The organism is Pseudomonas sp. (assembly GCF_030683065.1).
Taxonomy (GTDB): Bacteria; Pseudomonadota; Gammaproteobacteria; order Pseudomonadales; family Pseudomonadaceae; genus Aquipseudomonas.
Genome location: NZ_JAUXMX010000047.1, coordinates 88,295 through 108,460, shown reverse-complemented (window position 1 = coordinate 108,460; position 20,166 = coordinate 88,295). Strand labels below are relative to the sequence as shown.

Annotated in this window: 17 protein-coding genes; 10 read left to right on the top strand and 7 right to left on the bottom strand. The window is 59.8% G+C overall.

Annotation, left to right across the window (positions count from 1 at the left end; all coding sequences use genetic code 11):
* Positions 1–2 precede the first annotated feature (2 nt).
* The 4 genes from Q8K09_RS16030 to Q8K09_RS16015 form a co-directional block, all read right to left on the bottom strand.
* Positions 3–248, bottom strand: a complete 246-nt coding sequence (locus tag Q8K09_RS16030) for a hypothetical protein (RefSeq protein WP_305255983.1) — start codon at positions 246–248, stop codon at positions 3–5.
* Between the two features lie 302 nt (positions 249–550).
* Positions 551–3,358 carry an FAD-binding and (Fe-S)-binding domain-containing protein gene (locus tag Q8K09_RS16025; RefSeq protein ID WP_305255982.1) on the bottom strand — a complete coding sequence of 936 codons (2,808 nt, stop codon included), beginning with the start codon at positions 3,356–3,358 and terminating at the stop codon, positions 551–553.
* 79 nt (positions 3,359–3,437) lie between these two features.
* Positions 3,438–4,583 (bottom strand): FMN-dependent L-lactate dehydrogenase LldD, encoded by a 1,146-nt coding sequence (gene lldD, locus Q8K09_RS16020; protein WP_305255981.1) that lies wholly within the window; start codon positions 4,581–4,583, stop codon positions 3,438–3,440.
* Between the two features lie 109 nt (positions 4,584–4,692).
* Positions 4,693–6,387 (bottom strand): L-lactate permease, encoded by a 1,695-nt coding sequence (locus Q8K09_RS16015; protein WP_305255980.1) that lies wholly within the window; start codon positions 6,385–6,387, stop codon positions 4,693–4,695.
* Positions 6,388–6,701: 314 nt separating this feature from the next.
* Here Q8K09_RS16015 and Q8K09_RS16010 point away from each other — a divergent pair, with 314 nt between their 5' ends.
* Entirely contained in the window at positions 6,702–7,484 is a 783-nt protein-coding gene (locus Q8K09_RS16010; RefSeq protein ID WP_305255979.1) for an FCD domain-containing protein, read from the top strand.
* Positions 7,485–7,544: 60 nt separating this feature from the next.
* Here the strand turns inward: Q8K09_RS16010 and smpB are convergent, their stop codons facing one another.
* The gene (gene smpB / locus Q8K09_RS16005; protein ID WP_305255991.1) at positions 7,545–8,027 is read right to left on the bottom strand and encodes an SsrA-binding protein SmpB; all 483 of its coding nucleotides are present in this window, start codon (positions 8,025–8,027) and stop codon (positions 7,545–7,547) included.
* A gap of 109 nt (positions 8,028–8,136) precedes the next feature.
* Here smpB and Q8K09_RS16000 point away from each other — a divergent pair, with 109 nt between their 5' ends.
* From Q8K09_RS16000 to Q8K09_RS15990, 3 genes are read left to right on the top strand one after another with little or no spacing between them, the layout of a single operon-like run.
* Positions 8,137–9,540, top strand: coding sequence for a sodium-dependent transporter (locus Q8K09_RS16000; protein WP_305255978.1), 1,404 nt, complete (start codon positions 8,137–8,139; stop codon positions 9,538–9,540).
* Between the two features lie 34 nt (positions 9,541–9,574).
* On the top strand, positions 9,575–10,009 hold the full coding sequence (locus Q8K09_RS15995) for a type II toxin-antitoxin system RatA family toxin (RefSeq protein WP_305255977.1): 435 nt from the start codon (positions 9,575–9,577) through the stop codon (positions 10,007–10,009).
* The gene (locus Q8K09_RS15990; RefSeq protein ID WP_305255976.1) at positions 10,002–10,322 is read left to right on the top strand and encodes an RnfH family protein; all 321 of its coding nucleotides are present in this window, start codon (positions 10,002–10,004) and stop codon (positions 10,320–10,322) included. The genes Q8K09_RS15995 and Q8K09_RS15990 overlap by 8 nt, the downstream gene beginning before the upstream one ends.
* Before the next feature lie 241 nt (positions 10,323–10,563).
* Here Q8K09_RS15990 and Q8K09_RS15985 read toward each other — a convergent pair whose 3' ends face one another.
* The gene (locus tag Q8K09_RS15985; protein ID WP_305255975.1) at positions 10,564–11,085 is read right to left on the bottom strand and encodes an outer membrane protein assembly factor BamE; all 522 of its coding nucleotides are present in this window, start codon (positions 11,083–11,085) and stop codon (positions 10,564–10,566) included.
* Positions 11,086–11,182: 97 nt separating this feature from the next.
* Here Q8K09_RS15985 and fur point away from each other — a divergent pair, with 97 nt between their 5' ends.
* Positions 11,183–11,587 (top strand): ferric iron uptake transcriptional regulator, encoded by a 405-nt coding sequence (gene fur / locus Q8K09_RS15980; protein WP_305255974.1) that lies wholly within the window; start codon positions 11,183–11,185, stop codon positions 11,585–11,587.
* Between the two features lie 581 nt (positions 11,588–12,168).
* Here fur and recN read toward each other — a convergent pair.
* The gene (gene recN / locus Q8K09_RS15975; protein ID WP_305255973.1) at positions 12,169–13,842 is read right to left on the bottom strand and encodes a DNA repair protein RecN; all 1,674 of its coding nucleotides are present in this window, start codon (positions 13,840–13,842) and stop codon (positions 12,169–12,171) included.
* A 153-nt stretch (positions 13,843–13,995) separates the two neighbouring features.
* Between recN and grpE the strand changes: the two genes are divergently transcribed.
* The 5 genes from grpE (at position 13,996) to carA (ending at position 20,080) form a co-directional block, all read left to right on the top strand.
* Positions 13,996–14,565, top strand: coding sequence for a nucleotide exchange factor GrpE (gene grpE / locus Q8K09_RS15970; protein ID WP_305255972.1), 570 nt, complete (start codon positions 13,996–13,998; stop codon positions 14,563–14,565).
* Between the two features lie 100 nt (positions 14,566–14,665).
* Positions 14,666–16,579 carry a molecular chaperone DnaK gene (gene dnaK / locus Q8K09_RS15965; RefSeq protein ID WP_305255971.1) on the top strand — a complete coding sequence of 638 codons (1,914 nt, stop codon included), beginning with the start codon at positions 14,666–14,668 and terminating at the stop codon, positions 16,577–16,579.
* Between the two features lie 122 nt (positions 16,580–16,701).
* Positions 16,702–17,829 (top strand): molecular chaperone DnaJ, encoded by a 1,128-nt coding sequence (gene dnaJ, locus Q8K09_RS15960; RefSeq protein ID WP_305255970.1) that lies wholly within the window; start codon positions 16,702–16,704, stop codon positions 17,827–17,829.
* Between the two features lie 88 nt (positions 17,830–17,917).
* Positions 17,918–18,721, top strand: coding sequence for a 4-hydroxy-tetrahydrodipicolinate reductase (gene dapB / locus Q8K09_RS15955; RefSeq protein ID WP_305255969.1), 804 nt, complete (start codon positions 17,918–17,920; stop codon positions 18,719–18,721).
* 210 nt (positions 18,722–18,931) lie between these two features.
* A complete protein-coding gene (gene carA / locus Q8K09_RS15950) occupies positions 18,932–20,080 on the top strand; it encodes a glutamine-hydrolyzing carbamoyl-phosphate synthase small subunit (protein ID WP_305255968.1) in 1,149 nt (382 codons plus the stop codon).
* Positions 20,081–20,166: the final 86 nt, after the last annotated feature.

Here is a 20,166-nt window from a genome sequence, read left to right as displayed (position 1 = left end):
GGCTATTCGCTGGCTTCGAGCAGTTGCAGGGCTTCGCCAAGGACTTTCACCGACGCGCTGTGATTGCCGGCAGTGTGCAGCTCTTCGCCTTCGGCGCGAAGTTTTTGCACCTGCGCCAGTACGGTTGCGTCGCTAGGAGGATTGCTTTGCAGCATGGCGTCTATCTTTGCCATATCTGCCGGGCAGTGCATGGCCCACAGTGAGGTGCTGAGCAGGATAGAAGTGAGGAAAACAGCAAGGCGGCGCATGGTTGTGTTCCTTCTAATGGTTGGACTTGCAGTATAGAAAGCCTGTGCCGGTGGTTTTGCACCGTTGATCCGTTTTCCTCGCGGGCATAAAAAGGCTACTTCCCCGTTAGCTGTTGCCGCAATCCCATGTAGGAATCAGAGGGGCGCCTAGCCCTTGCTGGCGATCCGGGCCAAAAGCATCGTCGGAGCGCCGAATCACAGTAAGCCGGCGCCGACAGATTCCGCGCTCTGGCTATGTATTCCCTGGCACCCGCTAACGGGTACATCGCCCATAAAAAGCCCCGCGAGGCGGGGCGCAATGGTCAGTGCTTGGCGTGGGTCACTCTGTCCACCAGGTAGACCAGGCCGTGGTAGTCGATACCGCCGTGCTGGCTCAGGCCGATTTCGCAGGTGCGGCTGGTGCTGATGCCTTCATCACAGATTTGCACGGCGTCCTTCAGGCTGCGCAGCGAATGGGCGTTGAGTTCCGGGGTGGTGAAACCCTTGTCGCCGGCGAAACCGCAGCAGTGAATGCCTTCCGGAATCACCACCTCGCGGGTGCAGCGCCGCACGATATCGATCAAGCCCTGGGCTTCGCCCAGATGCTGGGTGCTGCAGGTGACATGCACGGCGACGGGCTTGTCCTGGGGCTGGAAGTCCAGGCGGTCGATGAGGTGGTCGCGAATGAATTTCACCGGGTCATGCAGTTTCAGGCGGGTGTCGAGTCCATCCTGCAGCAGGCGCAAGGTGCAGGGGCTGGTGTCGCAGTAGATCGGGTCGAGGCCGCCGCGGCTGGCCTTGAGCAGCGCGTCTATAAGTTCCTGACGCTTGCTGTCGGCTTGCTGGGGATAACCTTTGGAGGCGAACGGCTGGCCGCAGCAGAGGGTGTCCAGGTTGTCCGGGAACACCACCTGAAAGCCGCCTTTTTCCAGGAGCGCGCGGGTTTTGTCGAGCAGTGACATCTGCTCGGCATCGCTGGCGGCTGGGCCCATGGCGCGCGATACACAGGCGGCGAGGTACACCACGCGTGGGCGTTGATCGTCAGTGGTAACGGGCAGTTGCAGTCGGTGGGCCGGTTGCGGCATCGCGGCGGTCCACTGCGGTACGCGCCCCTGGCTGGCTTTGCTCAGGGCGGCAGACGTGCGGCCGAGCAGCGGGGCGCCCATGAGCAGGCGGGCACCATTGGCCACGTGCAGCATGACGCGGGCACCTTGCATGGCACGGCGGAAGTTGTTGGCCAGCCAGTCGGCGCTGCGTTGATTATTTGCATCGCGGGCGCGCAGTTTGCGCACCAGGTCGCCGGTATTGATCCCAACCGGACAGCGTTGGGCGCACAGGCCGGTGGCGGCGCAGGTGTCGATGCCCTGATAGCGGTAATCGCGCTCCAGTGCGGTGGTATCGATGCCCGCACGTTTTTTCGCCTGGATGTCGCGCCAGATGACGATGCGCTGGCGTGGGCTGAGGGTCAGGCCCTTGGACGGGCAAACCGGCTCGCAGAAGCCGCATTCGATGCACTTGTCGACGATCTCGTCGGCGACGGGCATCGGCTTGAGATTTTTCAGGTGGATGTCGGGGTCTTCGCTGAGCACCACATCCGGGTTGAGAATGCCCCGCGGGTCAAGCAGGCGCTTGAGTTGCCACATCAGCTGGTAGGCGTCCGCGCCCCATTCCAGTTCGACGAACGGCGCCATATTGCGCCCGGTGCCGTGCTCGGCCTTGAGCGAGCCGCCGAACTCGACGGCCACCAGTTGCGTCACGTCATCCATGAATGCCGCGTAGCGGGCGACTTGCAGCGGGTCGTCAAAGCCCTGGGTGAAGACGAAGTGCAGGTTGCCTTCCAGGGCGTGACCGAAAATGATCGCTTCGTCGTAATGGTGCTTGTCGAACAGTGCGAGCAGGCGATTGACCCCTTCGGCGAGTTGTTCGATGGGGAAGGTGACGTCTTCGATGATGACTGTGGTGCCGGTCTGGCGCACTGCACCGACGGCGGGGAAGGTGTCCTTGCGGATCTTCCACAGCAGGTTGTAGACCGTCGGGTCCTCACTGAAGTCGACCTGTTTTTCCAGGGCAAACTCGGCGATTGACGCCATGATCAGTGCGAGTTGCTCGTGCAGCAGGCTCTGGCTGGCAGCACGCGACTCGATCAGCAGGGCGCAGGCGCCATTCGACAGGCTCTTCACCCATTCCGGCATGCCAGGTTTGCTTTCGACTGAGCGCAGGCTGCGCCGATCCAGCAGTTCGACGGCGGACACCGGCTGTTGTTTGAGTAGGGTGACCGCGCGGCAGCAGTTTGCCACGTCGGGGAACACCAGCAGGGCGCTGGCCTTGTGCGGGTGATCGGGCACGGTGTCGTAGGTCACTGCGCTGATAAAACCCAGGGTACCTTCGGAACCGACCATCAGGTGGCTGAGGATATCCAGTGGTTGGTCGAAGTCGACCAGGGCATTGAGTGACAGACCGGTGGTGTTCTTCAGCCGGTATTTGTGGCGGATTCTGGCGGCCAGCGCGCTATTGGCGCGGGTTTGCCGGCCCAGCTCGGCTAACTGCTCAAGCAGTGCGGCATGGCTGGTTTCGAATGCCGTCACACTCAGCGGGTCTTCGCTATCCAGCACCGTGCCGTCGGCCAACACCAGGCGTATGCCGGCCAGGGTGTGGTAGGTATTGTGCGCGGTGCCGCAACACATGCCGCTGGAGTTGTTGGCGACGATGCCGCCGATCTTGCAGGCATTGATCGAGGCCGGGTCTGGGCCGATCTTGCGCTGGAAGGGCGCTAGCACGGCGTTGGCTTGGGCACCGATAACGCCAGGTTGCAGTCGGATCTGCTTGCCCTGATCACGAATTTCCCGACCGTTCCAAGCGTCCCCCAGAACCAGTAAGACCGAGTCGCTGATCGCCTGGCCGGAGAGGCTGGTGCCGGCGGCACGGAAGGTCACAGGAACTTGATGAGTGCCTGCCAGCTTGAGCAGGTCCACTACCTCCAGCTCGGACTCAACCCGGATCACCAACTGCGGAATCAGTCGGTAAAAGCTGGCGTCGGTGCCGAAGGCCAGGGTCGACAGTGGGTCGTCGAAGCGCCGCGTGCTGGGAATCAGGTGCTCGACGGCGGCGAGGAAGGTGGCGGGCAGGCTCATGCAGGCTCCGGAAATTGTCGGTTATCTTTTATCTGTAGGCGCCAGGGGGGGCGCCTACAACGGCGGTGGAGCGGCCTGCTCAGCGGCCCAGCTCACGCACCAGCGAGTCGGCGCTGATCTCGCTGATCGACTTGGCGCCGGTCAGGATCATGGCCACGCGCATCTCTTTTTCGATCAGGTCGAGCAGGTTGCTCACGCCCGCGCCGCCAGCGACGGCCAGTGCGTAGATGAAGGCGCGTCCGAGCAGTACCGTATCGGCGCCGAGGGCGATCATTCGCACCACATCCAGCCCGGTACGAATGCCCGAGTCGGCGAGAATCGCCAGGTCGCCCTTGACCGCATCGGCGATGGCCGGCAGCGCCCGCGCACTCGACAATACGCCATCAAGCTGGCGGCCGCCGTGGTTGGAGACGACGATGCCGTCGGCGCCAAAACTCACTGCGTCTTTGGCGTCCTGTGGGTCAAGGATGCCTTTGATCACCATTGGGCCGTCCCAGAACTCACGGATCCATTCCAGGTCTTTCCAGGAAATCGACGGGTCGAAGTTGGCGCCGAGCCAGCCAATGTAGTCTGCCAGTCCGGTCGGACTGCCGCGGTAGGCGGAGATATTGCCCAGGTCATGGGGCTTGCCCAGCAGGCCTACGTCCCAGGCCCAACTTGGGTGGGTCATGGCTTGCAGCATGCGCCGGAATGGCGCGTTCGGCCCGCTCATGCCGGAGTGCGCATCGCGGTAACGGGCGCCCGGTACCGGCATGTCCACGGTGAATACCAAGGTGGTCACGCCTGCAGCCTTGGCGCGCTCCAGCGCATTCTTCATGAAGCCGCGATCTTTGAGTACGTAGAGCTGGAACCACATCGGCCGGTCGATCGCCGGCGCCACCTCTTCGATCGGGCACACCGACACGGTGGACAGGGTGAAGGGAATGCCTTTGGCTGCTGCAGCCTTGGCTGCCTGCACTTCGCCGCGCCGCGCGTACATGCCGGTCAGGCCGACCGGTGCCAGCGCCACGGGCATCGACAGGGTTTCGTTGAACAGGCGGGTTTCCAGGCTCAATTCGGACATGTTGCGCAGAACCCGCTGACGCAGGGCGATATCGGCCAGGTCCTCGACATTGCGTCGCAAGGTGTGTTCGGCGTAGGCGCCGCCGTCGAGGTAGTGGAACAGGAATGGCGGCAGTTTGCGTTGTGCGGCTGCGCGGTAGTCGGTAGAGGCGGAAATGATCATCGGGTTCATCCTTTGCCAGGGGAGGGCTATTCTCGCCCAGCAACCGGCCCCGCGATGAGTGCGGGGCCGGTTTGTCTGGGTGTACGGGAACGTGAATGGCTGGCGTCTGTCAGCCAGCAACCAGTGGGTCGCTAACGCCCAGTACGTAGATCGCAAACATGGCGATCAAGCCGGTAAACAGCACGTAGTACAGCGTAGGCCATATGGTTTTGCGCAGGATGTTGCCTTCGCGACCCAGCAGGCCAACCGTAGCAGAGGCGGCTACCACGTTGTGGATAGCGACCATGTTGCCTGCGGCGGCACCAATGGCCTGTACCGCAACGATCAGTGCGCTGGAAATACCCAGGTTAGTTGCTACACCGAACTGGAACTGGCTGAACATCATGTTGCTGACGGTGTTGGAACCGGCGATAAAGGCGCCCAGAGCGCCGATGCTCGGTGCCAGCAGCGGGTAGATGCCACCGACGCTGTCAGCCACCCAGCGCGCCATCAGAATCGGCATGCTCGATAGGTCGGCCCCGTTGACGCCCGAGTTGATCAGGATGCGCACCATCGGCACAGTGAACAGCAGGACGAAACCGGCGCTGAGCAGCACCCCGGAGGACTCCTTGACTGCCAGACCGAGGTCGCGCAGCTTCATCTTGTGGAAGAAGAAGGTGGCGATCACTACCGTCACCAGAATCCCGCCTGGCAAGTACAGCGGCATGAAGTTGGCGCTGATCCCGGTTTCACCAAGCAGGTCGGGGAAGTTGACTACCACCGCTTTCAGGGCGGCTCCGACTTCCGGTACGACCCGGCTGATCACCAGCAGGACGCCCACCAGTACATAGGGCAGCCAGGCGCGCAGGGAGCTCATTGGCTTGGCAGTCAGCTGGTCCAGCTTCATTTCGATGGTGCCCAGCCATTCGCTCGGCCACTTGTCAGCCGGGGCGAAGTCCCAGGTGGTTTTCGGCAGCAGAAAGCCCATGCGCGCTGCGCTGGTGACAATTGCCAGGCCGATCAGGCCGCCTGCCAGCGACGGAAACTCAGGGCCGAGGAATACCCCGGTGAGCGCGTAGGGGATGGTGAAGGCCAGGCCGGCAAAAATTGCAAATGGCAGCACTTCGAAGCCAGCTTTCCAGCTTTTTTCGGTACCGAAGAAGCGCGTCAGCATCAGCACCATGATCAGCGGCATCACGGTGCCGACGATGGCGTGGATGATGGCTACTTCACTGGTTATCAGCTGCAGGAACTGCGCCCATGAGGAACCTTGCTCAACCAGTTGTGCACCGATGGTAGCCGAGTCGAGACCGCTATTGACCCCAACGATAATCGGTGTGCCTACAGCGCCAAAAGACACCGGGGTGCTTTGTACTAGCATGCCCAGCATGACTGCGGCCATGGCTGGGAAGCCGATGGCTACCAGCAGCGGTGCGGCAATCGCCGCAGGTGTGCCGAAGCCCGAAGCACCTTCGATAAAGCAGCCGAACAGCCAGGCAATGATGATCGCCTGAATCCGACGGTCAGGGCTGATGGTGGCGAAGCCGGCGCGGATCGCGGTGATACCGCCGGAGTGCTTAAGGGTGTTAAGCAGCAGGATGGCGCCGAAGATGATCCACAGCAGGCCCAGGGTAATCAGCAGGCCTTGCAGCGTCGAGGCGAGCACGCGGTTGAAACTCATCTCCCAGGCGAACAGGCCGATGGCGGCGGTTACCAGGAATACCAGCGGCATGGCGTGCTTGGCCGGCCAGCGCAGGCCGACCAATAGAATGGCCGCCAGCAGGATCGGTGAAAAGGCGAGTAGAGCCAGAAGACCAGATGACATGGTGGTCTCTCCTTAGCGGCGCGCAAGGCGCATGGGTGTATGCGGATGCAGCGATGCAGCAAATGATTTGGCGTTGACCGGCATGGGAGACCTCATGAGCTTTTTGGAATTGTTTTAGGTTCGGGTAAATTGGTATTACCAATTTACAATGTTGCGCCGCCAGAGTAGAAGTGGATGCCTGCCACTGTCAATTAGCAGGCTTACTACTTTGGTCGAGCATGCCTGTCTTGTAAGGCTTTAAGCGCCGCTATAGGCTTGCTCAACAGGTGCGCAAGGAAGGTGTTTCAGGTGGTAATACCAGTGAGGTTCGGGTTATGGAAGTAGGTCAGGTGCGCCAGCGCCGTTTGTCGGACGACATCGTCATTCAGCTGGAAACCATGATTCTGGAAGGTACGTTGCGTGCCGGCGAGCGGCTGCCTGCCGAGCGTGCGCTGGCCGAGCGCTTCGGCGTGTCGCGTCCGTCATTGCGTGAGGCGATTCAGAAACTGGCAGCCAAAGGTCTGCTGGTCAGTCGTCAGGGTGGGGGCAACTACGTTTCCGAGTCGCTGGGTTCGACCTTCAGTGACCCGTTGTTACCGCTGCTTGAAAGCAACCCGGAAGCCCAGCGCGACTTGCTGGAGTTTCGCCACACCCTGGAAGGTTCTTGCGCGTTTTATGCCGCACAGCGCGCCACCGAGCGGGATCGTCAGCGCCTGAGTGAAGCCTTTGCTGCGCTGCAGGACTGCTACAGCCGCAGCGGCAAGGCGACTCGTGCGGAGGAAGGCGCGGCCGATGCGAATTTTCACCTGGCCATCGCCGAAGCCAGTCATAACGCGGTGTTGCTGCACACCATTCGCGGGTTGTTCGATCTACTCAAGCGCAACGTAGTGACCAATATCGGCGGCATGTACGCACAGCGCGACGAGACCCGCGACATGCTGATTGATCAGCATCGGGCGCTCTATGAAGCAATCATCGAGGGGCGCGCCGAAGACGCACGGCAGTTGTCCAACCGGCATATCGACTATGTGCAGGAGGTGCTCGCCGAAGTGCAGCAGCAAGCGCGTCGAGAAGAGAGGGCGCAACGCCGCGGGCCAGCGGCAAGCGTCAAGGCTTAGGGCGGGTTAGTCGCCCGCAGGATGCCGGAACAGCCTGGCCCGTGAGGGCCGGGTCGCTCATTAGTCGTCTTTACCCTTGCTGCGCATGGCGCGCTGTACTTCGCGGTCGGCGTCACGTTCTTTTTCAGTGTGACGCTTGTCGAAGTCTTTCTTGCCCTTGGCCAGGGCAATCTCGCATTTGATCAAATGCGCCTTCCAGTAAATCGAGATCGCCACGCAGGTGTAGCCTTTTTGCTGCACGGCGCCGAACAGTTTTTCCAGCTCGCGTTTGTTCAGCAGCAGCTTGCGTGTGCGGATCGGGTCGGCAATTACATGGGTGCTGGCAGTCTTCAGGGGGGTGATGTGGCAGCCCATCAGCCACGCTTCATCGTCCTTCAGCAATACATAGCTGTCGACCAACTGGGCCTTGCCGGCGCGCAGGCTTTTCACTTCCCAGCCGGCCAGGACCAAGCCCGCCTCGAATCTGGATTCGACGAAATAATCGTGCATCGCCTTTTTATTTTGGGCGATGGTGCCTTGAGGGTGTTTCTTTTGTTTAGCCATAGGGGCGGCATTATAGGCAGTCGTTGGCCTGCTGGCGACAGCCTGATCTTGAGAGAGGTGGGGTAATCCCGGACAATGCGCGTCTTTTGCACATATCTCGGGCGTAATCATGGTGAGTGACAAGGTTTCGATCCACGGCGCCTGGGCCAGTCGTTGGGTATTTATCCTGGCGGCAACCGGTTCTGCAGTGGGCCTCGGCAATATCTGGAAGTTTCCCTACATGACGGGCATGTATGGCGGCGGCGCCTTTGTCATCATGTACCTGGTGTGTATTTTTCTGGTCGGCTTGCCGATCATGCTGGCGGAAACCCTGATCGGCCGCCGTGGCCGGCAGAGTCCGGTGAATGCCTTGGCAACACTGGCGCTGGAGTCTGGCGCCTCACCGAGGTGGTCGTGGGCAGCGCTGATGGGCATGGTTGCCGCGTTGCTGATCCTGTCCTTCTACAGCGTCATTGCCGGCTGGTCGCTGGACTACATCATCGGCATGGGCGGCGGTCAGTTCGAGGGTATCAGTGCGGACGGCGCTGGCGCGGCGTTCGGTGCGCTGACGGCCGATCCCTGGCGCCTGACCTTGTGGCACACGTTGTTCATGCTGCTGACCGGTTTCGTCATTGCGCGCGGTGTCGTGGCTGGGCTGGAGCGTAGTCTGCGGGTCATGATGCCGCTGCTGTTTGTCTTGTTGCTGGTGCTGCTGGGGTACAGCATGACCACTGGGCACTTTATGCAGGGTTTTCACTTCCTCTTCGATTTTCAGCCGGACAGGCTGCTCGACGGCGTGCTGGCTGCGCTGGGTCATGCCTTTTTTACCCTCAGCGTTGGCGTCGGTGCAATCATGGTGTACGGCGCTTACATGCCCAAGCGCGCTTCGATTGGCAGCACCGTGCTGGCCGTTGGGATTCTCGATACCCTGGTGGCCCTGACTGCCGGGTTGGCGCTATTCCCTATCGTGTTTGCCGCCGGCCTGGAGCCTGGTGCCGGGCCTGGACTGATGTTCGTCACTCTGCCGGTGGCCTTCGGCAATATTGTGTTCGGGCAGGTCATGGGGACGTTGTTCTTCGTGTTGGTACTTATCGCTGCCTGGACGTCGTCGATCTCGATGTTGGAGCCGGCAGTTGCTTATCTGGTCGAGCGTACCCAGCGCAGCCGGACACTGGTCACCAGTGTGCTGGTGTTGCTGTGCTGGGTGGTGGGCATGGGCACTGTGTTGTCCTTCAATCTTGGTGCCGAAGCCAAGTTCTTTGTCTTCGCTGAAGATGGTTTTCACCTGTTTCAATGGGGCGCCGAGGGCGGCCGAAACTTTTTCGACAGCGTCGACTACCTGACCAGTCGCATTCTCTTGCCGGCGGGCGGCCTGGCCTTTGTGCTGTTCGCTGGCTGGGTACTCAAGCGCGAGGTCGTGCGCGAGGAACTGGCAATCAAGAGTCCGCTGTTGTTCGGTTTGCTCTACTGGTTGATGCGAGTGGTGGCGCCATTGGGGATATTGGTTGTGTTTGTGGCAGAGTTGATGAAATGACTACAGTGATCCTATTGAGTGAAGTTGCAGGCTTATGAGCACCCATATTCAACGTTCGGCGTTGCTGCCTTACCCCGCGGCGGTCCTTTTTGAGTTGGTCAATGACGTTGCGCGTTATCCGGAGTTCCTGCCCTGGTGTTCAGCCAGCGAGGTTCTGGATGTCAGTCAAACCCACATGCGTGCCAGTCTGGCAGTGGCCAAGGGGGGCGTTAGCCAGCGATTCACCACCCGAAATGTGCTGGTTTGGGGGCAGTCGATCGAGCTCGTGCTGGAGGAAGGACCGTTCAGTCAGCTGCATGGCCAGTGGGTGTTCAAGGCGCTCGGCGACAAAGCCTGCAAGATCAGTCTGGATCTGACCTTTGACTATGCCGGTCCGTTGGTGCGGGTAACACTTGGGCCGCTGTTCAATCAGGCGGCAAACACCCTGGTGGATGCTTTCTGCCAAAGGGCGAAGCAGCTATATGGATAGCAAAATGATCGCAGTTGAAGTGGTCTATGCCTTGGCGGACAAGCAGAAGTTGCTGCGCCTGAGCCTGCCTTACGGTACGACGATGCGCCAAGCGGTCGAGCAGTCGGGCATGCAGGTGCATTTCCCTGATCTGGATCTGGTCAACAGTCCGCTGGGGATTTTCGGCAAGGCCGTTGCCAAACCGCAAGAGCGAGTGCTGGAGGATGGGGAGCGGGTGGAAATCTATCGGCCTCTGATTGCCGATCCGAAAGAGGTTCGCAAGCAGCGTGCTGCCAGGGTAGCCCAAGCCAAGGCCGATGAAGCAGGCGCTTGACGCAAAGCTGGCGGGCATAAAAAAGACGCTGTCTGCATGACATGCTGCATGGAGTCGAAGCTGTTTTTCTTGCCCGCACGCAAGGCGCGCAGTAGGCGCCAGCTCGCTGCGGGCTTTGCGCGTTGAGTTGGATCGCCAGCAAACGGGCGTCTGCAGGCCCTGTGTGTTGGCCTGTTAGCCCCAAGGCTACATAGTTATAAAAAAGCCCAGAAATTTCTGGGCTTTTTTTATGACTGTCGGATCACTGCGGCGAGCTGTCCAGCGGTTCCGGGGTTGGTATCGGTACGCTCTGCACGTCGTCGACCTCACGCTGGATCTGCTCAAGCAAGGAGCCTGGTGCTGGTGGCTCTTCGGCTTGCGGTTGCGCAGTCATTTGCGGTGTAACCACATTGGCTCCGTCCTGACCAAGAATAGCCTCGTCACGGCTGACGCCCGGCATGAAATCGCCCGACAGACCGGCCAGTTGGTCATTGCCGTTGAAGATTATGCTGACACGCTCTTGCAGGCGTTTACCGCCGCCAGGCTGAATGCTGTACAGGTAATCCCAGCGATTGGCGTGGAAGGTGTCTGTGAGCAACGGGTTGCCCATGATAAACCGCACTTGGCTACGGGTCATTCCGGGGCGCAATTGATCTATCATGTCTTGTGTAACGACATTGCCCTGTTGGACGTCAATTTTATAAACCCCGGGGAAAGAACAACCGGCGAGCGCGATGAGCCCCACAAAGGTGAGACTGGTCAGCAGGAGCTTGGTTTTTTGCATCGGAGGGTGACTTCCACTATCTTGGCTGGGCAACGTAAACCCCGATCATACCCGCAATAAAGGAAGCTGCGAAGCCGCTTCCGCGAGAAAGCAGACCATGGTTGAAAATAGCGAACTACGCAAAGCTGGCCTGAAAGTGACCCTGCCGCGGGTCAAGATTCTGCAGATGCTCGATTCCGCCGAGCAACGTCACATGAGTGCAGAAGATGTTTACAAGGCCCTGATGGAAGCGGGTGAGGACGTTGGCCTGGCCACCGTGTACCGCGTGCTGACCCAGTTCGAGGCTGCAGGACTGGTGGTTCGTCACAACTTCGATGGCGGCCATGCCGTGTTCGAGTTGGCTGATGGCGGCCATCACGATCATATGGTTTGTGTCGATTCGGGTGAGGTAATCGAATTCTTCGATCCTGAAATCGAGAGGCGTCAGAAAGAAATCGTGCTCGAGCATGGCTTTGAGATGGTCGATCACAACCTGGTGCTCTACGTGCGCAAAAAGAAGTAGGCGCATACAGCGAGGCAACAATAAAGGCGACCCACAGGTCGCCTTTATTGTTTGTTATGCCTCGGTTCTGTGTTGCATACAGCAGAGCCTGTAGGGGGCGTCCAGGCAACGCGCTGTTGCGCAGAGGCTGTGAGCGCCTGGAGGCGCTTAGCCCTTGCTACGGTCCGGCGATGCCTTTGATCTGCAAAGATCGCCAGCAAGCTGGCTCCTGCAGGGTCATGTTCTGATTTAATTTCTATATAAAACAGTGAGTTATTTTTAGTTTGATGGGATATCCCCCGTCGTCTGGACGGCGGGAGCTTCTGCAGGCGCTGAGCGTCTCTTCAGTGTCTATCTCAGGCATGACTTTATTGCTGCGGACATCCGCTAGGCTATGTACCAATAGCGTGTGGCGTTCAGTTATCGCCACAGCATTTGAAGTGGCCTGGGTCTGTAGGGTGCGCCGTGCGCACCCGTGTTCGTTGCCTGTGTTGGTGCGCACGGCCTGGGCGGCCCCGCGTCACCCTACCCGTTGCCAGCTATGCGAAAAGGGCTTAGGCCTGAATCTCCCATGCAACACGATATTGGGACAGCGCCATCCGCTATGCCTGGGCGCTGCTGACCATCTGTCGGGCGTGTGCCAGTGACTCTTCGGTCAGGTCGACGCCACCTAGCATTCGGGCGATTTCTTCGATGCGCTGGTTTCTATCCAGCTTGCTCACGGCTGTGCGGGTGGCATCGCTGTCGCGCGCCTTGTGCACGAACAGGTGCTGATGGCCCTGGGCTGCCACTTGAGGCAGGTGAGTGACGGTCAGTACCTGGCCGCGATCGCCAAGGCGGCGTAGCAATTGTCCGACCACCTCTGCAGTCGGGCCGCCAATGCCGACGTCAACTTCGTCGAATACCAGGGTCGGTACGCGAGAGGTTTGTGCGGTGATCACCTGAATTGCCAGGCTGATGCGCGACAGCTCGCCGCCGGAAGCGACCTTGGCCAGGGTCTTGAGTGGTTGTCCGGGGTTGGCGCTGACCAGGAATTCCAGCTGTTCGAGGCCGTTGGGGTGTGGCTCGCTATTGTTGTTCACGCTCAGTTTGATGTTGAAGCGGCCGCCCGGCATACCCAGATTCTGCATTTCCAGTTCTACCGCAGTGGCCAGTTCGCTGGCTGCGCGGTGGCGCATGATGCTGAGTTCGCTGGCCTTTTCCTGGTAGTGGCGTTCGAATGCGGCCAGTTCATCGTCCAGGCGTTCGGCGGCTTGATCGTCGGCATTGAGGCTTTCCAGCTCCTCGAACAGTTGCTGCTGCATGGCAATCAGTTCGCTGGGCTGAATGCGGTGCTTGCGGGCCAGGGTATAGATCGCATCCATGCGTTCCTCCATCTGTCGCAGGCGCTCGGGATCGGCGTCGAAGTGATCGAGAAAGCGGTTGAGTTCACCGACGGCTTCTTCCACCTGGATTTGTGCGCTGGCCAGCAGGTTGGTCGCTTCGCTCAAGGCGCTCGGTTGACCCTGAAAAGTGCCCAAGCGGGTGAGGCTGGCGGTCAATGCCGAGAGCACGTTACCTGCGTCGTTCTCGCTGCACTGCTCGATCACCAGGCGGCAGGCGCTGAGCAGGCTTTCAGCGTTGGTCAGGTTTTTGTGTTCCTGCTCCAGTTGTTGCAGTTCGTTTTCGCCCAGGGCCAGGCTGTCCAGTTCTTCAAGCTGATAGCTGAGCAGCTGGTGGCGTGAGCGTTGCTCGTCGCCGATGCTGGACAGGCGCTGCAGCTCACTGCGGGTTTGTTTCCAGCGCTGGGCGGCCAGTTGCACCTGGCGCGCCAATTCCTGGCTGCCGGCATACTCGTCGAGCAGGCGGCGGTGGGTTTCGGCCTTGAGTAGGGACTGGTGTTCGTGCTGGCTGTGGATATCGATCAGCAGCTCGCCGAGGGCCTTGAGGTCGCCTTGGGGGCAGGGTGAGCCATTGATGTAGCCGCGTGAGCGACCTTCGGCAGTGATCACTCGACGCATGATGCATGGGCCGTCGTGGTCAAGGTCGCGCTCAGCCAGCCAGGTGCGCGCCTCCGGGATGTCGCCCAGGTCGAAGCTGGCCAGAATGTCCGCCTTGTCGGCACCGGGGCGCACCACGCCGCTGTCGGCGCGATCCCCGAGGCATAGGCCGAGGGCGTCGAGCATGATCGATTTACCGGCGCCGGTTTCGCCGCTGATGACGCTCATGCCGCTGTCCAGCTCCAGGTCGAGGTGTTCAACGATGGCGTAGTTGTGTACGGACAGGTGCACCAGCATGGCGAGGCCTCCAGATCTTTGATGTGTATATTTATACAGTGTTTATTTCGTGGCTGGCAATCCTTGTGCCGCACTTGAAGCTGCGAAATTTGTCCCCATATAGGCGGCAGGGCGCGAGTTTAGGCTGGCGTCGAATTTTTAGAGGAGAAACGCATGGCTGACGAACAGACTCGCGATACCCAGCTGCCAGAAGTTGCACCTGGTGCCGAAATGGACTCGAACGATCAGCTGGATGCTCGCATTCAGGTGTTGGAAGAAGAGCTGGCTGCCGCTCAGGATCAGGCTCTGCGCATGGCGGCTGACCTGCAGAACGTGCGTCGTCGCGCCGAGCAGGATATTGAGAAGGCGCACAAGTTCGCTTTGGAAAAATTCGCCAACGACCTGCTGCCGGTGGTCGATAGTCTTGAGCGCGGTCTCGAGCTGTCGAGCCCGAATGACGAGGCAATCAAGGCGGTGCGCGAGGGTATGGAGCTGACGTTGAAGTTGTTCCAGGACACCTTGAAGCGCTATCAGCTGGAAGTCATTGATCCGCATGGCGCGCCGTTTAATCCTGAGCATCACCAGGCCATGGCCATGCAGGAAAGCACCCATGTAGAGCCAAACAGCGTGCTCAAGGTGTTCCAGAAGGGCTATCTGCTCAACGGTCGGCTGCTGCGCCCGGCAATGGTGGTGGTCAGCAAGGCGCCAGCCGAAGTTCCGCCGTCTATCGATGAGCAGGCTTGAAATTCGGCGATCAGCCCCCACTTTATGAGTCAAGCGTTTTAGTGCTACCGCGGCTGACAAGGCGCAGCGGTAGAAATATCAAAATTTCGGGAGAATGATGATGGGCAGAATTATCGGTATCGACCTGGGGACCACCAACTCGTGTGTCTCCATTCTGGAAAACGGCAACGTCAAGGTTATCGAGAATGCCGAAGGCACTCGCACTACGCCGTCGATCGTTGCTTATGCCAACGACGGTGAGATCCTCGTCGGTCAGTCGGCCAAGCGCCAGGCTGTGACCAATCCGCACAACACCCTGTACGCGGTGAAGCGTTTGATCGGTCGTCGCTTCGAGGAAGACGTTGTACAGAAAGACATCCAGATGGTGCCGTACAAGATCGTCAAGGCTGATAACGGTGACGCCTGGGTTGAAGTGAACGGCCAGAAAATGGCACCGCCACAAATCTCGGCTGAAATTCTCAAGAAGATGAAGAAGACCGCCGAAGACTACCTCGGCGAGCCAGTGACCGAGGCGGTCATCACCGTGCCGGCCTACTTCAACGACAGTCAGCGTCAAGCGACTAAAGACGCCGGTCGCATCGCCGGTCTGGACGTCAAGCGCATCATCAACGAGCCAACCGCGGCTGCGCTGGCGTACGGCATGGACAAGTCCAGGGGCGATCACACCGTGATCGTTTATGACCTGGGTGGCGGTACGTTCGACGTTTCGGTGATCGAGATCGCCGAAGTCGATGGCGAACACCAGTTCGAAGTGTTGGCCACCAACGGTGACACCTTCCTTGGCGGTGAAGACTTTGACATTCGTCTGATCGACTACCTCGTTGACGAATTCAAAAAAGAAAGCGGGATGAACCTTAAGGGTGACCCGCTGGCCATGCAGCGCCTGAAAGAAGCCGCTGAAAAAGCCAAGATCGAGCTGTCCTCGAGCCAGCAGACCGATGTCAATCTGCCGTACATCACTGCAGACGCCACCGGCCCCAAGCACTTGAACGTGAAGATCTCGCGCGCCAAGCTGGAGTCGCTGGTTGAAGACCTGGTGCAGCGCACCATCGAGCCGTGCCGCATTGCTCTGAAAGACGCCGGTATCGACGTGGCCAAGATCAACGACGTGATTCTGGTCGGTGGTCAGACGCGTATGCCGCTGGTGCAGAAGCTGGTTACCGATTTCTTCGGTAAGGAAGCGCGCAAGGACGTCAACCCGGACGAAGCTGTAGCCATGGGTGCTGCTATCCAGGGCGCCGTATTGTCGGGTGACGTGAAAGACGTGCTGCTGCTCGACGTGTCGCCGCTGACCCTGGGTATCGAAACCATGGGCGGCGTGATGACTGCGCTGATCGAGAAAAACACCACGATTCCGACCAAGAAGTCGCAGGTGTTCTCGACTGCCGATGACAATCAGGGCGCGGTGACCATTCACGTGCTGCAGGGCGAGCGTAAGCAAGCCAGCGGTAACAAGTCGCTGGGCAAGTTTGACCTGGCCGAGATTCCGCCGGCTCCGCGTGGCGTACCGCAAATCGAAGTAACCTTCGATATCGATGCCAACGGCATCTTGCACGTAGGCGCTAAAGACAAGGCTACTGGCAAGACCCAGTCGATCGTGATCAAGGCCAACTCCGGCCTGTCTGAAGAAGAAATTCAGCAGATGGTCCGCGATGCCGAGGTCAATGCCGAGGAAGATCGCAAGTTCGAAGAGCTGGCGACCGCACGTAACCAGGGCGATCAGTTGGTGCATGCCACCCGCAAGATGATCACCGAAGCGGGCGACAAGGTCACTGCGGACGAGAAAGCCGCAATCGAAAAAGCCTTGGGCGAGCTGGAAGCGGCGATCAAGGGTGATGACAAGGCGACTATCGAAGCCAAGATCAATGCCCTGTCCGAAGCTACTACTCCGCTGGCGCAAAAGATGTATGCCGAGCAACCGCAGCCTGGTGCTGCCCAGGGTGCTGATGATACTCAGGGCGCTGGCGACGACGTAGTCGACGCGGAGTTCGAAGAGGTCAAGGAAAACAAATAAGCGCGAGCTTATACCGCTCTGGCCAGGCGCGACGCAAGTTGCGTTCGGCACGATCCGCCACGCGGGAGCTTGCTCCCGCGTTGGCGTGTCTGGAGTAGACGATTTAAAGGTGTTGAAGACTTATGGCTAAACGTGACTATTACGAAGTGCTGGGTGTCGAGCGCGGCGCGAGCGAAGCGGAGCTGAAAAAGGCTTACCGGCGCCTGGCGATGAAGCACCACCCGGACCGTAATCCCGACGATAAAGCGTCGGAAGATATGTTCAAGGATGCCAACGAGGCCTACGAAGTATTGTCTGATGCCGGCAAGCGTGCGGCCTACGACCAGTACGGCCATGCCGGTGTAGATCCGCAGATGGGCGGCGGCGGTGGTCCGGGTGGAGCCAACTTCTCCGATATTTTCGGTGATGTGTTCAGCGACTTCTTCGGCGGCGCGGGCGGTCGCGGCGGTCAGCGTGGCGGTGCCCAGCGTGGCAGCGATTTGCGCTACACCCTGGAGCTTGATCTGGAAGAGGCTGTGCGCGGTACTACGGTCAATATCCGTGTGCCGACCCTGGTCAATTGTAAAATCTGCGAAGGCTCTGGTGCGAAGAAAGGCACCTCGCCTGTGACCTGTACCACCTGCGGCGGTATCGGTCAGGTGCGCATGCAGCAGGGCTTCTTCTCGGTGCAGCAGACCTGTCCGCGTTGCCATGGCAGCGGCAAGATGATTACCGACCCGTGCGGATCTTGTCATGGTCATGGTCGAGTGGAGGAGCACAAGACCCTGTCGGTGAAGGTGCCGCCTGGTGTCGATACCGGTGATCGTATTCGTCTGTCCGGCGAAGGCGAGGCGGGCGCGATGGGTGGTCCTGCGGGCGACCTGTATGTGGTGGTCAATGTGCGTGAGCACGCGATCTTCCAGCGCGACGGCAAGCACTTGTATTGTGAGGTGCCGATCAGCTTCGCCGATGCGGCGTTGGGCGGCGAGCTCGAAGTGCCGACCCTGGATGGCCGGGTCAAGCTGAAGATTCCGGAAGGCACGCAGACCGGCAAGCTGTTCCGTTTGCGCGGTAAAGGCGTGGCGCCGGTGCGCGGTGGCGGTGCTGGCGACCTGATGTGTCGGGTGGCGCTAGAAACCCCGGTCAGCCTGGATCGGCGTCAGCGCGAGCTGCTTGAAGAGTTTCGCAAGACCCTGCAAGGCGATACCCGGCATTCGCCGAAGGCCAGTGGTTGGTTTGAGGGTGTGAAGCGCTTCTTTGGCGACGTGTGAATAAACAGCCGCCAGTCGGAGTCGACAAGTTGCAAGAGGGCTTGTGCTCCGGCTTGCGGCGCAAGGCTTATGGCTTGGAGTTGGTGTCATGCAACGAATAGCAGTGATGGGCGCCGCTGGGCGCATGGGCAAAACCCTGATCGAGGCCGTGCAGCAGGCCGAGGGCGTCAGTCTGACGGCGGCGATTGATCGTGCCGACAGTAGTCTGGTCGGCGCCGATGTTGGCGAGTTGGCAGCGCTGGGCAAGATTGGTGTCAGGCTGTCGGGCGGGTTGAGTGAGGTGCTCGATCAGTTCGATGTGTTGATCGACTTCACTCATCCCTCGGTCACCCTGAAGAATCTGGAGATCTGCCGGCAAGCTGGCAAGGCCATGGTGATTGGTACCACCGGCTTCAGTGCCGAGGAAAAACAGCTGTTGTCCGATGCTGGCCAGCAGATCCCCATTGTCTTCGCTGCCAACTTCAGTGTGGGTGTCAACCTGTGCCTGAAATTGCTGGATACCGCGGCGCGGGTGCTCGGTGACGAGGTGGATATCGAAATCATCGAAGCCCATCACCGGCACAAGGTCGATGCGCCGTCGGGCACGGCCTTGCGTATGGGTGAAGTGGTAGCCAATGCCCTGGGGCGTGATCTGCAGAAAGTTGCGGTTTACGGCCGTGAAGGTCAGACCGGTGCGCGTGCTCGCGAAACTATCGGCTTTGCTACGGTCAGGGCCGGCGATGTGGTCGGCGATCACACCGTGCTGTTTGCCGCCGACGGTGAGCGCGTGGAGATCACCCATAAAGCCTCAAGCCGTATGACCTTCGCCAAGGGCGCAGTACGTTCGGCCTCATGGCTGCAAGGGCGTGCGCCGGCGTTGTACGACATGCAGGATGTGCTGGGGCTCAATTGAGGCGGTTCGTCGGACACTCTCATTCTGGCTAGGAGTAAATCGCATTTGGCGGTGGACCAAAAAGGCACTTTCCTGTAGGCTTCCCGCTTTAGTGTGTCCACTAAAAGTTGCGCAGAATGAATCATATAAAAAAGCGGGGTGACGGTCGGTACGTCATCCCGCTTTTTTACAATCTGCGTTTGCTTCAAGCTTTTATCTACGGAGGTTTTCTTGAGTAAGCCAGCCCTTAAACCTGCCATTCTGGCCCTTGCTGATGGCAGCATTTTTCGCGGCGAGGCCATCGGTGCCGATGGCCAAACTATTGGAGAGGTGGTTTTCAACACCGCCATGACCGGCTATCAGGAAATCCTCACCGATCCTTCCTATGCCCAGCAAATCGTTACCCTGACCTATCCGCACATCGGCAATACCGGCACCACGCCGGAAGATGCCGAGTCCGATCGGGTCTGGGCTGCCGGTTTGATCATTCGCGATCTGCCGCTTATCGCCAGTAACTGGCGCAGCAAGCAGCCGCTGGATGAGTACCTGAAAGAAAACGGTACGGTCGCCATCGCTGGCATCGATACCCGTCGCCTGACCCGCATTCTGCGTGAGAAAGGTTCGCAGAATGGCTGCATTCTGGTCGGTGATGACGCCACCGACGAGAAAGCCCTGGAGCTGGCGCGCAGCTTTCCAGGCCTCAAGGGCATGGACCTGGCCAAGGTGGTCAGCTGTGCCAAGCCCTACGAGTGGCGCTCTACGGTGTGGAATCTGCAGGGTGATAACCATCTGGAAATTCCAGCTAGCGAGCTGAAGTACCACGTGGTGGCCTATGACTACGGGGTCAAGTGGAACATTTTGCGCATGCTGGTTGAGCGTGGTTGCCGGGTGACAGTGGTGCCGGCGCAAACGCCCGCTGCCGACGTGTTGGCGCTGAATCCTGATGGCGTGTTCTTGTCGAACGGTCCTGGTGATCCGGAGCCATGCGATTACGCCATTGCTGCGATCAAAGATGTGTTGGAAACCGAAATTCCGGTATTCGGCATCTGCCTTGGCCACCAGCTGCTGGCTCTGGCCTCCGGCGCCAAGACCCTGAAGATGGGTCACGGCCATCACGGCGCCAACCATCCGGTGCAGGATCTGGACAGCGGTGTGGTGATGATCACCAGCCAGAACCACGGTTTCGCCGTGGATGAAGCCAGTCTGCCAAGCAACCTTCGGGCGATCCACAAGTCGCTGTTCGACGGCTCCCTGCAAGGCATCGAGCGCACCGACAAAAATGCGTTCAGCTTCCAGGGTCACCCCGAGGCGAGCCCTGGTCCAGCCGATGTGGCGCCACTGTTCGACCGCTTCATTGAAGCGATGGCCAAGCGCAAATAGACGAGTCGTCTGGAGTGTGTAGCGAGCGGCGCCTGGGCAAGGCGCCCGGAATGCAACGACGAGACAGTAGATTGCAGTACGGTGAG

What these genes read in the sequence shown, in the direction of transcription:
- Q8K09_RS16030 (WP_305255983.1), bottom strand. Translation starts at nt 248, where the DNA reads ATGCGCCGCCTTGCTGTTTTCCTCACTTCTATCCTGCTCAGCACCTCA.
- Q8K09_RS16025 (WP_305255982.1), bottom strand. Translation starts at nt 3,358, where the DNA reads ATGAGCCTGCCCGCCACCTTCCTCGCCGCCGTCGAGCACCTGATTCCC.
- lldD (WP_305255981.1), bottom strand. Translation starts at nt 4,583, where the DNA reads ATGATCATTTCCGCCTCTACCGACTACCGCGCAGCCGCACAACGCAAA.
- Q8K09_RS16015 (WP_305255980.1), bottom strand. Translation starts at nt 6,387, where the DNA reads ATGTCATCTGGTCTTCTGGCTCTACTCGCCTTTTCACCGATCCTGCTG.
- Q8K09_RS16010 (WP_305255979.1), top strand. Translation starts at nt 6,702, where the DNA reads ATGGAAGTAGGTCAGGTGCGCCAGCGCCGTTTGTCGGACGACATCGTC.
- smpB (WP_305255991.1), bottom strand. Translation starts at nt 8,027, where the DNA reads ATGGCTAAACAAAAGAAACACCCTCAAGGCACCATCGCCCAAAATAAA.
- Q8K09_RS16000 (WP_305255978.1), top strand. Translation starts at nt 8,137, where the DNA reads ATGGTGAGTGACAAGGTTTCGATCCACGGCGCCTGGGCCAGTCGTTGG.
- Q8K09_RS15995 (WP_305255977.1), top strand. Translation starts at nt 9,575, where the DNA reads ATGAGCACCCATATTCAACGTTCGGCGTTGCTGCCTTACCCCGCGGCG.
- Q8K09_RS15990 (WP_305255976.1), top strand. Translation starts at nt 10,002, where the DNA reads ATGGATAGCAAAATGATCGCAGTTGAAGTGGTCTATGCCTTGGCGGAC.
- Q8K09_RS15985 (WP_305255975.1), bottom strand. Translation starts at nt 11,085, where the DNA reads ATGCAAAAAACCAAGCTCCTGCTGACCAGTCTCACCTTTGTGGGGCTC.
- fur (WP_305255974.1), top strand. Translation starts at nt 11,183, where the DNA reads ATGGTTGAAAATAGCGAACTACGCAAAGCTGGCCTGAAAGTGACCCTG.
- recN (WP_305255973.1), bottom strand. Translation starts at nt 13,842, where the DNA reads ATGCTGGTGCACCTGTCCGTACACAACTACGCCATCGTTGAACACCTC.
- grpE (WP_305255972.1), top strand. Translation starts at nt 13,996, where the DNA reads ATGGCTGACGAACAGACTCGCGATACCCAGCTGCCAGAAGTTGCACCT.
- dnaK (WP_305255971.1), top strand. Translation starts at nt 14,666, where the DNA reads ATGGGCAGAATTATCGGTATCGACCTGGGGACCACCAACTCGTGTGTC.
- dnaJ (WP_305255970.1), top strand. Translation starts at nt 16,702, where the DNA reads ATGGCTAAACGTGACTATTACGAAGTGCTGGGTGTCGAGCGCGGCGCG.
- dapB (WP_305255969.1), top strand. Translation starts at nt 17,918, where the DNA reads ATGCAACGAATAGCAGTGATGGGCGCCGCTGGGCGCATGGGCAAAACC.